We start from the raw sequence: 14,248 nt of genomic DNA, 5'->3' as shown, positions 1-14,248 counted from the left end.
CAAAACCTAAAAGATGAACTTCACGTCGATATCTCTGCTAAAACTATAAAGCAGTATATATGGCGAATTAACGAAAAACAAAAAAAGGGTGGGACAAAAGCTAAAACCCATACCGCTAGGGCAGAAAAGGCTTTACCGCAACACAAACCATCAGGATCTGAGCTAGCTCAACAACCAATTACAAGTTTGTCGGATAGTATGGCTAATATCCCCTCTGCAACGGAAACTCTTACCAATGTAGAAAATAGCGATCGCTCTGAACCAATCTCAGTGGTAAAGCCAAACAGCAGTAAGGCAACCACCAAACCACAAAGTATTGTCCCGAAATCTCTCCCCGTGGAAGATGATGACGACGATGATGATTTGGCGCAACAAAAAATCTTGAAGCACTTCAATAGATACTAGGAGACGACATTATGGCAATTATCAACCTGATCGACGGTGAAAAAGGTGGTGTGGGTAAAAGCTGGGTCGCACGCACCATGCTGCAATACCTGATCGATAACGCAATTCCCCGCGCCAGTATTGAAACAGATCGTAGTAACCCAACCGTACTCAACATTTACAAAGAATCTAAGGCTGCTGTTTTCTCGGAAAATGAAAAAATGGCTGATGTGGCTGATGTCATTTTTGAATATGCACTCAAGAAAACGGTTGTCGTCAATTTACCCGCTCAGGCTCACCGAGCAGTGGCGAAATGGATTGACACCAAAGGATTACTGGATTTGGGCAAGGAACATGACGTGACATTTATCAAGTGGTTTGTCAGTGACGGTGAAAGCGATTCCATTGAGCTATTCATCGAGTCGCTAGAGCATTATCAAGGCTATATCACCCATGTATTTATCAAAAATTGGGGGCGCTGTGATGAATGGGGGTACTTCAAAGCCCACGAAGCGATCCAGAAAGCGATCTCCGAATACAACGTTGCGGTGATTGACTTTCCCAAGTTGAGTGATGGTAGGCGGATCGAAATTAACGCTAAGCGGCTCACCTTCGAGGATGCTTCCAATTACCCTGAATTTGGCATTATTGGCAGGAATCAAATCAAAACATATTTACGTGACGCTTATAAAGCTTTTGAGTCAACTGGGCTTCTACCCAAAGCCAAACAGCTACAGGAACTGAAAGCATAGTATGAATAGCGATCCACTGCCGAAAACCTATCTGGATATCGCCATCCATGACTACGATCCCGTGGTCAAAGCCAAAATCTACGAGATTGTGGCTAAGTCTGGCATTCCCCAGAACGATCCTTACATTGCAATTTTCTTGTCTAATGCCCAAGTTGCGGCAACAGTTGCCACTGCGCCAAATCTACTCCAAAGTGCCTTAGCCAAAGGCTTTGATGTTGGTATCCAAAAGTTCCGCGACTTTCTGGCGACTCTACGCGAGACTGCGGTTAAGGAACAGGAAGTGGCGATTAGTCAGGCGATCGCGAATATCATCAAAAACAAACAGCATAAGGAATCCCAAGGTTATTGGCGGGCGATTAGCTTGCCCTTCATTGGTTTCTGTGCAGGGATGTTGATGATTGGCTTAGCGGCGGGTCTGGTTTCGGGCTTGGCGATCGCAAAACTGTTTTTACCTACACCCAGTCTAAATGCCCAATCCGCTAGGGATTTGGAGTGGGTAGCAAGTGACAACGGCAAACTTGCCAGGAATCTCGTGGACTGGAATCAGGATATTTTGAAAACCTGCCTTCAGGATCAGCAAAACCTCAAGGAGGCTTTAATCATTCTCAATGGTAAGTATGTGACTAAAGGTTTATGTGCTCTATGGGTATTGCCTGAAACCCAGAGAGTCTATGAGGATCGCCGTTAATTTTAGGTGCGGCAATTCATGACTTAAAAAACATAATAGCTAACTTTTACGGTCTAAAAACGTTTAAAATTTCGTAATATTTATTTTTTAAGTCATCGTTTAAGTAGATTTATTGACCTTTGTATTAGGCGAATTCGGTGTATTTGGTGCTAAAAAGTCTAAAGCGTTTGAAGTTGCAACGACACTTTCTTCTGATACTACTACCACCTTGGACTTTTTCGGGCTTTTCGGTTTCCTTATGGTGGGCGCAGTGTTGAATAATCGTCCGCGTTTACGAATTTCGTAGCCATGCTTGAGCAGCACTAGCCTAATCGTGGAATCGCTTAAGCCAAACATTTTGCCTACATTTTCTAGGCTCATAGGCTGGTTGTAAAGATCCCAATATTGCTTGGCGATTACAGCGTCTTCCTTGAAGGCTTCGGCTTTTTCTTTCCGTGATAGTTCTTTGATGTCAATACCATTGCGCTTAATGATCCGTTCGACGGTTTTGCCTGTGACTCCAAACATCGCGCCTACTTGATCAAAGTCTAGCCCTCCCTCGCAGACTAGTTGCCAATATTCTTGGGCGCGGGTATAGCCTTCTAGCCGTTTTTGCTTTAGTTTATCTTCTTGCCTTTGTCTGATTCGCAGCAAAATCTGGCGGCGCTCTCTTTGCCTTGGAGTCAGTTTGGGTACTGCTAATCCTGCGATACCGCCTAATTTATGTTTTAGTCTTAATTTCAAACGGTTTTTGGAGTCTACGCTTTGGCGGATCGGGTAGCCATTGCGCTTTAGTTCCTGCAATACGATTGGATGCGAGATACCAAATAGCTCTGCGGTTTCTCTTAGGGTTAAGTTGTAATCGTTGTAGGCTTTGTTGTATTGGGCGGCGCGATTGGCTGAGGTAACGGGATCGATGCCCCGACGAATGGGAATATTATGCTTTTCAAGGATTTTGTTGAGGGTTCTGGCGGCGACATTTAATTTTTGGACGATCGCTGACCTCGTTAGTCCTGATTGGTATAAGGCGATCGCCTGCTGCTCCATCGACATTCTCGTATGGCTGGTGCGAGAACTACGCGCCCTAAATTCTGTAAATCCTGCTGAAACCATACAATTATATACAGTCGAAACTCCGACCTTAAATTGGTTGGCTATTTCTCTAAGTGGATAATTCTCTTCGGTATATAGCCTGATATATTCAGATGCTTGTGAAGCTGTCTCTGGATTATGCTTACGCTTACTGTCTAATTTTTGCTTGCTCATTCGTTCATCCTTAAATATTTTGACTTGAATTTTTAATCTGGTTTACGGTAATCACAATACTGAACAATCTGTAGAGTTGGCTCAACGTATTCCCAAAATTACCTCTTGCCAATATGCTGTGTGAGTTGGGTTTTTCAAAAAAGAGGAGATACAGTTTTTTACTGGTCTATCAACACTATTATAATTTCATATCAAGTGGCAGTTAGCCCCGCAGTTGTTAGGACGGATACTACCCCAAAAGTCGATCTTACCAACTGGTGGGAATCTCAAAATATTGGGGCAAAGGTACATCAAGTGCAAGCTGGCGATACTCTTTACAAACTGACTCAGCTTTATCATGTTGATGCGGCGGCGATCGCTACTTCTAACGGCATTAGTGCGGTTACGGATTTACCGATTGGTACACAACTCGTCATTCCTCCTATTGAGGGGATTGTTTATAAAGTCCAACCTGATGATACACTCAGTCAGATTGCCAACCTGTATCAAGTCCCGCAGCAAGCCATTTCCCATGCTTCAGGAATACTGGCTACTGATTACTTGCGTATTGAGCAGCCTTTAGTCATCCCTGGTGATGTTAGTAGCCTGATTCAGCGACGGGAGGGAAAAACCAAACAGGAGCTTGTAATTAAACGAGATATGCTCAGACAACGGCTATTGCAACTAACCAATGAGGTTCCGACTCTGACTAGTTTGTATTCTAGTCAATTTACGGAACAGCCCCTGACTGACAAAAGTTGGATATCGCGATTTCACTTTCAAGGAGTCCAGATTCCTACTGAGTTAGCCATGTTGCCTGAGTCAGAGGCGCGGATGACAACCGTAGAAATGTTCAGACTGACTAAGGATTTGGAAACCCTTGATCGTCTGGTGATTAACCAAGAACAGTTAATTGCTTCCAACTCTGAAAATCAAAACCAGTACCTACAAATCAACTTACCCACTCTTCCCGCAAAAAATGACTTGTTTGATAAAAATACTAATTCTGCATTCATCTGGCCTACTCAAGGTACGATCTCTTCAGGTTATGGTTGGCGGTGGGGAAAAATCCATCAAGGTATTGATATTGCTGCACCTGTCGGTACTCCTGTCTGGGCTGCGGCTACTGGTATTGTTGAATTTGCGGGGTGGGATGATAGCGGCTATGGCAATATGCTCGATATTCGGCATCGTGATGGTTCGATTACTCGTTATGCTCATCTCAATGTTCTGTTTGTCAAACAAGGAGATACTGTCACTCAGTCTCAAGTAGTGGCTGCTGTGGGTAGTACAGGGAATAGTACAGGTCCTCACCTCCACTTTGAAATCCGCCCACAAGGGGGTATTGCTACCGATCCAATGGCTTATTTGGCGAAACAATAATTATATTTTTTTTACCGAAGCCCTATTTATTCACTTAAACTTAAAAATGCAATTACTACCTAAAAGTCTACTTACATTCTCCGATTTAGTACAACGTGAATGGGTTGATGGCAGTGCTATAAATCCCGAACTTTTCGCTTCTACGGTTGAAATCTTGACTGATGAAGTGATTTCTAATGGCGATGATATCAGCTATCCCATTCATGAGGCTCTAAACTGGAAAGCTTCTAAGTGGCGGACGGCTTGGCAATCTGGTCGTCAACAACGCCCTGAACTGTTTGGTGCTCTCATTAATACTTGGAATCCATTCTTAGAGAAACCTGAAGTATTTCAGGTCAAGCTTAGTCATCCTATCATTGATTCCCAGAAAGGTAAGCCCCGAAAGTATGAGAACCCTGCTAACCGTGAGCAAGTTGGTGGGTTTGCCTTGGTCACTCACTCAATTTGGCAAAAGGTCGTTGACCGCTATGCCAGTGACTTAGATTGCTCTAATTTGCCTGCCTCGATCAACTTTTGGGATTGGGTCAGCCAACATCCTGAAATTCCGATCTTTATTTGTGAAGGCATGAAAAAAGCTTGCTGCTTGCTTTCTCAGGGTTATGTGGCGATCGCTTTGAGTGGTATCACGATGGGGCGGGTCACAGATGAGCATGGGGTGTTGTCACTTCAGCCTTATCTAGCTAAATTTGCAGTACCAGAGCGACAGGTACTGTTTTGCTTTGATGCTGAAACTAAGGAGAAAACAAAACATAATATTTTTCTTGCCACGGTCAGAACTGGAAAACTTTTTGTAGAAGCACAATGTCAGGTCAAAGTAATCCAGCTTCCTTTGCTTGAAAGTACTGATAAAACTGGGATTGATGATTTTATTGTCGATCGCGGTGTGGATGCTTTCGAGCGGGTTTACTTGGCATCCGTCTCTCTGAATACCTATGCTTGGCATCATCAGCAATCTCAACAACTTACTTTTAAGCCTTCCAAGAGTTTGCACATGAATGTTGTGTTTCAGCTAGACCAGTATCAAATTCCTGATTACATTCCCAAAACTGGTATCGTGGCGATTCAGTCGGCTAAAGGCACGGGTAAAACTAAAGCAATCGCGGCGATCGTGGCGGGAACAGATAAGCTGGCTTTGCTAGGGCATCGTGTCAGTTTGGTTCGCAACTTATGTAAGGTCATGAATGCTGATTTCAAGGGCGATCTCGATCTTGCTAATGGACAATTTATTACTGATTCAGATTATGCCTTGCGGGTCGGAGCCTGTGTTGATAGCTTACTAGCCTTTGATCCCCGTCAGTTTGTTGGTTGCGATCTCGTCATCGATGAGGTAGAACAGGTGCTGCGACATTTGATTTCAGGCTCAACTTGTAACAAGGATGGTAAGCGTCCTGCGCTGCTAGCACGTTTGCATATTCTGGTGAAGTTAGCTAAACGGGTAATCGTAGCGGATGCCGATCTCTCTGATGTCAGTTTGAATTATCTACAAGCTTTGCGTGGTGACGGTGCTGATGTGTTTTTGATTAAAAACGATTTCAAGCCTGAAGGCTATCCTGCTAAGTTTATGGTCGCCAGTAACGATGCGCCCATTATTCAAGAACTATTGGCGGATGTAGCCAAGGGTAATCGCATCTTTGTGACTACTGATAGCAAGTCCAGTAGTAAAGCGATCGCTAAGTTAGTTGAAAGCATCAAGTCAATTCGCCCCAAAGCCAAAATCTTGCTGTTCAACTCCGATACCAGTGGTGGTCGGCACGAGACTGACTTTGTAACCAATATCAATAAGCGCGTTTTCAATTACGATGTGGTGATTGCCACTCCTTCCATGAATACGGGTATATCCATTGAGGTCAAGCGATTTAACAAAGTCTATGGTTTGTTCTATGGCACGGTTACGGATGCTGATGCTAGTCAGGCTTTATCGCGAGTACGAGATAATGTCCCTCGTATAGTTTGGTGCGCTGAGCGCGGTTTCAATTTCTGTAAAATCGATCGCTCGGAGTCTCCCAAGCATCTAAAAGCAACTCTCAGGAATCGCTGGGATCGGGAAGTCAGTCTGATTCGCGCTGGGCTGGGTGATTCTCTATTGCCGATGGTTGATAATATTACGGCTGAGAATACTCACATTGACCTCTGGGCAAATGTTGAAGCAAAATCTAATTCGGCGATGTGGGCTTTGCGAGATCATCTGCTCGAACGACTTAAGTTTGAAGGCAATCAAGTCACGGTCGTTACCGTCAATAATGATGATTTTGGTAAGTCGATTAAGGCGGCTTTAGCATTAGTTAAACAGGAGCATTACCAAGCTGTTGCTGGGGCAAAGGTACTGAGTAGTTCAGAACAAACAGCGATCGCTAAACATGAGTGTCAGTCTCACGAAGAGCGATTGAGCGTAGAAAAAACGGCGCTATCGGATTTTTATGGACTTGATGAGGTTACACCACAACTTGTGGAATACGACCACAATGGTCAACGTCGTTCGGAGATTCTCAAGTTGGAAGCTTTACTCCAATCAGAATCAGATCTTGCTGTGGAATCTGATATTGATATTTTTGCGCGTCAGGCAAAATTTGGCATGGGTATCTTCTTGCCAGATCAGCCTTGTCATGAGTTGGGCAGGTTTATCAGGGATCGTCTGGGGTTGAAAGATTTACTCAATCCTGATGTTCAGTATACTGATGCTGACTTAGCAAGCTTGGGTGACATTTGCCGTCAATTTAGATTCGATATTAAAAGATATTTGGGCTTTAACATTTCTGCCAATGCCACAAACATTTGGATATTTCGGCTGCTGTGTAACCAGCTTGGTGTGAAGATTTGCTCAAAGCGTCTGCACAGTGCTAGTGGCATGATTAATGTCTGTTGGCTCGATCCTGATGCGTGGCAACAGCTACAGGAAATTATGCAAAGACGCACAGCATCTCTTGAACAGGGCATTGCACCTCAGTCCGTTTCTGTCGATCGCCCCCTCCCTATAACAATTACTCAAGTGGGGGCGATCGCTAATTGTCAGTTTGCAATGTGGACTCAAGTTATCTCTGTACTTACCTATTTGAGCGCTTTTATGCCGACTGAACTTTCCCCTTGGAAACCTATACGTGAGCAATTGTCACTTTTATTTTTAGCCATCCGCTCAGTAGTCACGCACCATATCCCTGCTCCCAGTTCATAGGCGCTGAACTAATTTGATGATTATTTGGTTATCCAGATGACTTCAGATAACTTCAGAAAGAGCTATCATGAGAAAATCAATGATTTTAGTCACTAGGCTCAGATTTGGGGACGGAGCTAGGAATTTTATCTAGCAATTTTATAATGGAATCTGAAATGGGTACTTTAACCGATATTTTCGCTGCTCCTAAAGAGAAACGACTTAATTTTCTACGCGATAACTTTATCCGTATTTTTTATCAATATCACCACGATCGCTTTTCTGCCAAACAGGTGAAACTCCGTTCTGTAACGACTTTCCTTGATTCTCAGATTTCTAAACCCATCGATATCGACACGACGGCTCAGTTCATTAAGCAGCACCGTTCTGACATCCAAAAATTTGTTAGTAAATCCATTGACGAAGTAATCCAGTATGGCAATGTCCAGTTTGCTGGTGGATCGTCTCCTCGCTCAACAAGACTGGCTCGCGCCATCTTCACTGGTGAGGATTCTTTGATCGTTAATATCAACGAAGATATTCTGGGCGAGATTATTGATTTCCTCTGCAACGATCTCTACTACCCACTTCTTTGCGATATTTGCTTCCCCTGCACCTGTCAAATAATTGCGGCGGCGCATAAGAATCAGCTTCCTATCTCAATCAAAATTATCAAACCTCCGATTGGTTTACTTTCTAATCGAAATCGGGTGATTGCTTGTTCCAACTGGGGCGCTCTCGTTCAATATGCTAGTGCTGATGTCGTACTCAAACTATGTGGCATCCCTTGGCTAGATGAAATTCCTTCCTTTTCTCAAGGTTCTCATCCAATCAGAACCGCAACGCCTCACAGAGTAAAGCGTTGCAGTTAAAAAATAGTCAATCTGAGATATTTTTTTAGAACATCTCAGATTGACTATTTGATTCCTTGGGTGTGGTTTTTAGATATTGCTCAGTTTCACCAATCACTGCGGCAACTTCTTCAGGTGTATTGAATCTCGACCATGCTGTACCATGTTTGCAATTCACATAGGTCGCAAAGCGGGTAAGGGTTCCGCTCAGTAAGCGTAGTAACATATCCAAAGCTTCGTCAGCAATGCGATGGTTGATGGACATCGACTGCGCGTTGACGAGCGCCGCTTCTTCACATGACAGTACTTTTTCGGTCGTCTCCTGTTCAATCAAGAGGTCTGGATGTTGCAGTGCGGGTGAGGGTAGCGCCGTACAAAAGGTGGAAACATGAAAGGAGCTTTTCATATTTGTCACTTTGCCCTGTGAGCCAAGCAGGACTTGTCCCGAATCGTAATGATTACCACAGTCAAGCCAGAAAACTGATTTCCCGTTTTCTAAAACTTTGGCAATTTCAACTCTGGCTTCAGGATTGTCTACTGCGCCAATACAAATCACCAAATGCTTCCAGCGTAGTGTTGCCATGCTTTCCTTAAATGGCGCGGCGATCGCGTTAATTTCAATTCCCCATTGCCACCCATATCTTGCCGCCAGAACTGATGCTTTAGGCAATCCCAGATCGCTGGGAATAAAGTTTTGGCGGGGAATGTTTTTTGCCTCTACCCGATCTGGGTCAATGAAGGTGAGCGATACCTTTTTCCCTGCTTGTTTTTGCAGGTAGGCGATACGCGGCAAATTCACGGCTAGCCATCCACCTGTGCCTCCACAACCAATTAAAACTAAGTCCAGTTGATCGTAGGAGGGGAGCAGAATTGGCACAGCTTCGGCAAATGGTAATGATAAGGTTGGCATTACCAATCCTCCGATAGACAATCTGTTAGTTGGGGCGGAAGATCGAAAATACCAGTTGTGGTAGTTTCATAGAAATGACCGTAGATTCCTACGCGCATCCTGATTTGTGGGTTTGAGAATATTTCACCCAATACTCCATAGATCCGAAAGCCTGTCTCATCACGATTATCCGTATCTGAGAAATATGCGTTCATCCCATGATGCGAATGTACTTCGATCAATGCTTTTGCATAGGAGCTATTTAGAGAATTGTCTAATGGTCTACAGGATCTGGCGGTTTGCTCTTGCTCTGGTATTGTCAGTTGCCAATTACCATTCTCAAAATACAGGTGAAACAGTATTTCTACTGGTTTACCTTCTCCATTGCTCGGTAGGCGAGATGCCTCTAGCATTTGCTGTACTAGTGCAACGGGTACTGGTGGGTAGGTCATCTGGACTGATGCTGATATGGCTCTCAGTCCTTTGGCTTTGTAATAGACCACAGGCGCGATCGCTACCAACCCTTCCCGTCTCGCTCTGACAAATGTGCCATTTCCTGCGTAAACGTACTCATACATTGAGGTTGCCGCAATTTCAGGCAGATGCTGATTCGTGGCAATGATGTGCTGAATTAGCCCTGCACTAAAGGTTGGCAATACTGGGTTTGCGGTAACTGGGTTTGTGATAACTGTGTGTTTTTGAACGTGTTCTAATAATTTCATCGGTTTATAATCATATTGATCGCTACCTTCACCGAAGAGCCACATCGGACAAGATCGGCGATTGGATAGCGGTTGGATTTCTGGAGTTGTAATAGCTTCAAACGAATATCTTGTGGATGGGAAGTTGATTTATCATTCACAAGATGATTGCTAAACGGTGCATTCATAAACATCTGCCATGCTTCAGCTAGTTTCTCTATTCCTTCTAATTGGCTAGAAAAGCTATTTTCATTACCCATACAGATTCTGCCATCACCGTAGATATTCGGTAATGGCACATGGTAAATAGGAGCCTCTGCATTGAAGATTTTGAAGTTAGTTGCCCAAACATAACAACTATCACCGCAGAGCATAAACACTAAACCCATCATCGGGATGGTCAAAGCGATCGGCTCTCCGTCTTCAGTCAAATTTGTGAACGTAAATGTTCGTCTTGCGGGCGGTATAAACTGTACGAACCATTGTCCTTGTTTACAACTACCCAATCGCTGTACGCCACTGGGTATCCATCCTGAGTCAATTTGTTCATGTTGAAATGCGGCTCTGACAGTTTCAGGTGATAGAAATTTATAGGTTTCTTTTCCTGCATCTCGATATTGAAAGCAGTAATGTCCTCCTTTTAGAAATAGCAGTTTTGCATCTGCTTCTATCAGTGGATACCCATCAGGATTGAGAGCATCTTGCATCGGATCTATTGTTAACATTGATTCTTCCTTATCCCGCTAATGCATGGGTGATATAGTGAGAATGTAGTTGAGGAACGGTTTCTTTACACCTGTTCCACAACCGCACTACCTTGACGCAGTTTTTGGAGTCCTGATCTAGCCATTCGATAAATTCTCTGTATTCCTTCATGATTGTCTGAGCCTCTGTGTATGCTTCTGTCAGTATGTCAATCACCTCTACCGTCCAATCAGCATCGGTGATTTCGCTTTCGTAGGTCATATCTAGCCAGATATTATCCGTTGACTGGGTTAGCACCTCCATCGCCAATGGCAATCGAGAGATCATCCCCCTCGCCTTTTTTGCCTCTTGACGCAAAAGCACATCGGATATGTAATCTTCGACTGGGGGCAATTCTTTACCCAGTTCGCTTTCTACGTCATCCCATACTTCACTACTGATGTCATGAATTAGGCACATCAGAAATTTCTCGGTTGCACCTAATCCTTCAAATTCGTCGTAGTACCATGAAGTACCAATTGGGTCTATTGGTATATGGGCTATACGTTCCAAATCTGTCATTACTAAGGGTAAAGGAAAGAACTGCTCGTCCACTAAAGTCAGAAATTCGATTTCTTTTTCGCTATAGTCTTCGGGTCTTGCAAAGGCTAGGCTGGCTGTGGTTTGCAGATATTTCTCTGGATAGTAATGCTGATATAGTCTCAGCATATTTGCACGTTGCTGCATGGATTCAAGGTGATCGGCGGCTCTTTCAGATGTATGGGAACACATCCACTGGAATTTGGCTTTGTCCATTCTAGAATCCTCTGATTACCGCAGGGGCAGCGATCGGGTGCGCCTTTTTTAAGTTGTCTAGAGATCGTTGCAATAAACAACTATTTTGCCTAGATAAAATTGTTGCTTCAGTAAAGTTTTCTAGCTCAATTTCACCGATTTCGATTAGTTGCTGTCCTTGCTGCTCATGCTGCTCAATCTCCCATAGTATTTCTAGCAAGGGATTGATAAATTCATTGGCTGTAATCAAACTGGTCAGGACTAGCTCGGACATACTTAGCCCTTTGGTCCTGCTTGTTTACAGATATCCACGAGGACATCTCCATTCGCTTGAACTGTTCGCCGAATTTGTGAGTTTTTGATTCCTTCAAAATACTGACTGAGCGTAGCCTTGATTTGCTCATCACTGCTGCCAATTTCGGGTGGCACTGGGATCGTTTGTCCTTCAACTTTGATGCTGTAGTTAGGTGTAGTGGTTGTATTCATAGTTGTAGAGCCTGTTGATGTAGTTTAGAAGTTGCTGGTGTAGTTTTCTTTGGAAAATTTCCAAATTCAAGTTTTACGGGTAGTTTCTGTTCTTCCTCAATTGATTCATCTGGTTCAATTGGAGATGCTAGGTCACTCTCAGCATAGGCTTGGATGATTTCTGCTAGTGGCGCTGGGATCGGTGTGAGCGCTGATAAGGCGATCGTGCGGATTAGCGGTCTTCCCAAATCTCGACAAATGGAAATAATCACTAGCCTTTCTGGTGATTGTTCGGTTTCAGGTAAAATTTCAATGCATAGCCGCAGTCGGCTCTGATCTAGGTCTATTAGGTTGGTCATGGCTTTCACGCTGTTTAACTTATACGCTTTTACACAAGCACTGGCGCTAGCCTATTTGTTCTAAAAATTCACAGTGTCGGACTTCCCTATTGTAAAAAAAAGTAAAACCCTCACAGTGAGGATTTTACTTTTTACTTAGGCTGCATTTTCCATCCGTCTTGGTTGGGATTTGATGCCAACGGGGATAGGACTGTGCGAAGGGAAAACTCGCAGACGAGATTCTGTAAATACCCGAAACTTCGCTGTATGATTCTTGCCGCTATTATTCGCAACCAGATAAACTCTTGCGTCAACGATCGCTTCAATTGTCGCATCGGGTAATTCTGGTCGTGGATATAATGGGAACTCAGCGCTGCGCTCCTGTAAGAATAATTCCACAAGACTTGTAAACTTCTGCTTAGCTTGGAGAATGTCGATATCAACAATCAGCTTGGCTCTAGACCATGTTACAAATGCTTGTTGCTCCATGCTGTCACTGCTCTTGGGTTTGCAACTCCATTGAACACCTTTCTTCGAGACTCGTGGCAATAGTAAACATTGATAGCCTTTATGTGAGTAAATCATCGTAACCTTCTTTGCATCTAGTTGGGCATGAACTTCAAGCGATAGCGATAAAAAAAGAACAAACATTCGCTTGCGGCAAATATCTGTTCTTTTTTAGAGAAGTTGTTTCAGAGAGAGGATTAGCAAAGTAAATTCTCTCTGAAACAGTTAGCTAAAAATCATCATCGTATGCAGTAGTTGGCTCATATTCTTCATCAGCATCATCGGCATTCTTTCTCTCAACATCAATAAAGTTAAGAGATTGGGCGCTGATGACTGTACGTGCATGATGTTTCTTATCTTTCTTAGATTGATATCCTTCTGGTTGGGATAGTACTCCCACTACTTCCACAAAACGTCCTGACTGAGCACGTTCTTCTGCATACTCGGCAGTACCATTCCAACAAACAACTTTTACCCAAAGTGGCTCTTGGTTGATCCAATTACCATCGTTGTCTCTGCGCGGTTTGGGCTGTACAGCAAGGCTAAAGTCTAATACATCCTTACCGCTAGTTCTAGTTTGACGGACTGGGGAGACAATACCAATATAGCCAGAGACAACTACTGTATTTATTGAATTACACATCGATTTATACCTGTTTAGGAATCACTTCACGAACTTCTACGCGATAGCGTTTCCGTTCCCATAGATGCCATAACTCTCTAGTAAATTATTTGCTAGAGAGTTATGGTTATATAGCATGGTTGGCTTTAAATCTAGAATTCAAGCTGGGAGTTAATATCAGTGGCAATCAAGGAATATTGTCCTGGATATCTAGACGATGAGATGTCGATTAGGTTTTGAGCAAGTTCAACTACATATCCTTTTACTCCAAGCCATTCAAGCATTAAGGCTTCGCACACTTCTTTAATTTGCACTGCGGTCATGTTTTCACTGCTGAATTTTGGCTTTAATCCAGTGGCATCGGCTCCATACAAATCGATGCTTGCTTCAATCACTTTGCCCGTTGGTTGTTGGGTCACAGCTAAAAGTGCCTTAAATGCTGCTTTGGCTGGGTTATCTTGTCTGCTGGTCGCGGGAGCAGATGGTTGAACATTAGGACTAGGAATATTAGTCTCAATGAATGTGGCGACATGACCATTAGTACTGGCGATCGCGGCGACATGACCGTTTGTACTTGCAATTTGGGCAATACTGTCGTTGCTGGCAACTGCGGCGATCGCATAGGCAGGTTGCTCCTGTACTGCATATATTGGTGTTATATCCCTTGTTGGAACAACTGCGGCTGTACTTGGGGATGATGTGTCATTCAACCAATTCTGAACAATCTCTGCAAATTTCTTGCCTGGCTTGGGATAGATGCCACTGCTGATTTCAGGACATCTACTTTTAGAGATCATTAGGGTATTCTGGTCGTCCA

16 protein-coding genes and 1 pseudogene are annotated in these 14,248 nt (G+C 43.6%); 6 read left to right on the top strand and 11 right to left on the bottom strand.

Annotated features, from left to right (window positions below; genetic code table 11):
• From VB775_RS15290 to VB775_RS15280, 3 genes are all read left to right on the top strand, one after another.
• The coding region (locus tag VB775_RS15290; protein WP_323216856.1) for a hypothetical protein at positions 1 to 405 on the top strand (405 nt) is incomplete at its 5' end.
• A gap of 11 nt (positions 406 to 416) precedes the next feature.
• Positions 417 to 1,136 (top strand): mobilization protein MobD-like protein, encoded by a 720-nt coding sequence (locus VB775_RS15285; protein ID WP_281010106.1) that lies wholly within the window; start codon positions 417 to 419, stop codon positions 1,134 to 1,136.
• A 1-nt stretch (position 1,137) separates the two neighbouring features.
• Positions 1,138 to 1,824 carry a DUF6753 family protein gene (locus VB775_RS15280; protein WP_281010107.1) on the top strand — a complete coding sequence of 229 codons (687 nt, stop codon included), beginning with the start codon at positions 1,138 to 1,140 and terminating at the stop codon, positions 1,822 to 1,824.
• A gap of 99 nt (positions 1,825 to 1,923) precedes the next feature.
• Here VB775_RS15280 and VB775_RS15275 read toward each other — a convergent pair whose 3' ends face one another.
• Positions 1,924 to 3,069, bottom strand: a complete 1,146-nt coding sequence (locus VB775_RS15275; RefSeq protein WP_281010108.1) for a hypothetical protein — start codon at positions 3,067 to 3,069, stop codon at positions 1,924 to 1,926.
• Positions 3,070 to 3,264: 195 nt separating this feature from the next.
• Between VB775_RS15275 and VB775_RS15270 the strand changes: the two genes are divergently transcribed.
• From VB775_RS15270 to VB775_RS15260, 3 genes are all read left to right on the top strand, one after another.
• Entirely contained in the window at positions 3,265 to 4,431 is a 1,167-nt protein-coding gene (locus tag VB775_RS15270; protein ID WP_281010109.1) for a LysM peptidoglycan-binding domain-containing M23 family metallopeptidase, read from the top strand.
• A gap of 46 nt (positions 4,432 to 4,477) precedes the next feature.
• Positions 4,478 to 7,600, top strand: a complete 3,123-nt coding sequence (locus tag VB775_RS15265; RefSeq protein ID WP_281010110.1) for a plasmid replication protein, CyRepA1 family — start codon at positions 4,478 to 4,480, stop codon at positions 7,598 to 7,600.
• A 155-nt stretch (positions 7,601 to 7,755) separates the two neighbouring features.
• The gene (locus VB775_RS15260; RefSeq protein WP_323216855.1) at positions 7,756 to 8,451 is read left to right on the top strand and encodes a hypothetical protein; all 696 of its coding nucleotides are present in this window, start codon (positions 7,756 to 7,758) and stop codon (positions 8,449 to 8,451) included.
• A 25-nt stretch (positions 8,452 to 8,476) separates the two neighbouring features.
• Here VB775_RS15260 and VB775_RS15255 read toward each other — a convergent pair whose 3' ends face one another.
• The 10 genes and pseudogenes from VB775_RS15255 to VB775_RS15210 form a co-directional block, all read right to left on the bottom strand.
• Positions 8,477 to 9,340 (bottom strand): ThiF family adenylyltransferase, encoded by an 864-nt coding sequence (locus VB775_RS15255; RefSeq protein WP_281010112.1) that lies wholly within the window; start codon positions 9,338 to 9,340, stop codon positions 8,477 to 8,479.
• A complete protein-coding gene (locus VB775_RS15250) occupies positions 9,340 to 10,041 on the bottom strand; it encodes a Mov34/MPN/PAD-1 family protein (RefSeq protein ID WP_281010113.1) in 702 nt (233 codons plus the stop codon). The genes VB775_RS15255 and VB775_RS15250 overlap by 1 nt, the downstream gene beginning before the upstream one ends.
• Positions 10,038 to 10,745 (bottom strand): hypothetical protein, encoded by a 708-nt coding sequence (locus VB775_RS15245; protein WP_281010114.1) that lies wholly within the window; start codon positions 10,743 to 10,745, stop codon positions 10,038 to 10,040. Before VB775_RS15245 ends, VB775_RS15250 begins: the two co-directional genes overlap by 4 nt.
• 10 nt (positions 10,746 to 10,755) lie before the next feature.
• Entirely contained in the window at positions 10,756 to 11,520 is a 765-nt protein-coding gene (locus VB775_RS15240; RefSeq protein ID WP_281010115.1) for a hypothetical protein, read from the bottom strand.
• A 1-nt stretch (position 11,521) separates the two neighbouring features.
• Entirely contained in the window at positions 11,522 to 11,773 is a 252-nt protein-coding gene (locus VB775_RS15235; protein ID WP_281010116.1) for a hypothetical protein, read from the bottom strand.
• A gap of 2 nt (positions 11,774 to 11,775) precedes the next feature.
• The gene (locus tag VB775_RS15230) at positions 11,776 to 11,985 is read right to left on the bottom strand and encodes a hypothetical protein (protein ID WP_281010117.1); all 210 of its coding nucleotides are present in this window, start codon (positions 11,983 to 11,985) and stop codon (positions 11,776 to 11,778) included.
• Positions 11,982 to 12,323: a hypothetical protein gene (locus VB775_RS15225; RefSeq protein WP_281010118.1), complete on the bottom strand. Its 342-nt coding sequence runs from the start codon at positions 12,321 to 12,323 to the stop codon at positions 11,982 to 11,984. The genes VB775_RS15230 and VB775_RS15225 overlap by 4 nt, the downstream gene beginning before the upstream one ends.
• Positions 12,324 to 12,458: 135 nt before the next feature.
• Entirely contained in the window at positions 12,459 to 12,953 is a 495-nt protein-coding gene (locus VB775_RS15220; RefSeq protein ID WP_281010119.1) for a hypothetical protein, read from the bottom strand.
• An 85-nt stretch (positions 12,954 to 13,038) separates the two neighbouring features.
• Positions 13,039 to 13,452, bottom strand: coding sequence for a single-stranded DNA-binding protein (locus VB775_RS15215; protein WP_281010120.1), 414 nt, complete (start codon positions 13,450 to 13,452; stop codon positions 13,039 to 13,041).
• Positions 13,453 to 13,583: 131 nt separating this feature from the next.
• A pseudogene (locus VB775_RS15210) lies at positions 13,584 to 14,248 on the bottom strand (hypothetical protein); the annotation flags it as partial.

It is taken from the genome of Pseudanabaena sp. CCNP1317 (assembly GCF_034931345.1).
GTDB lineage: Bacteria > Cyanobacteriota > Cyanobacteriia > Pseudanabaenales > Pseudanabaenaceae > Pseudanabaena > Pseudanabaena galeata.
The sequence above is the reverse complement of the archived record's forward strand: the minus strand, read 5'-3'. Positions and strand labels throughout refer to the sequence as shown.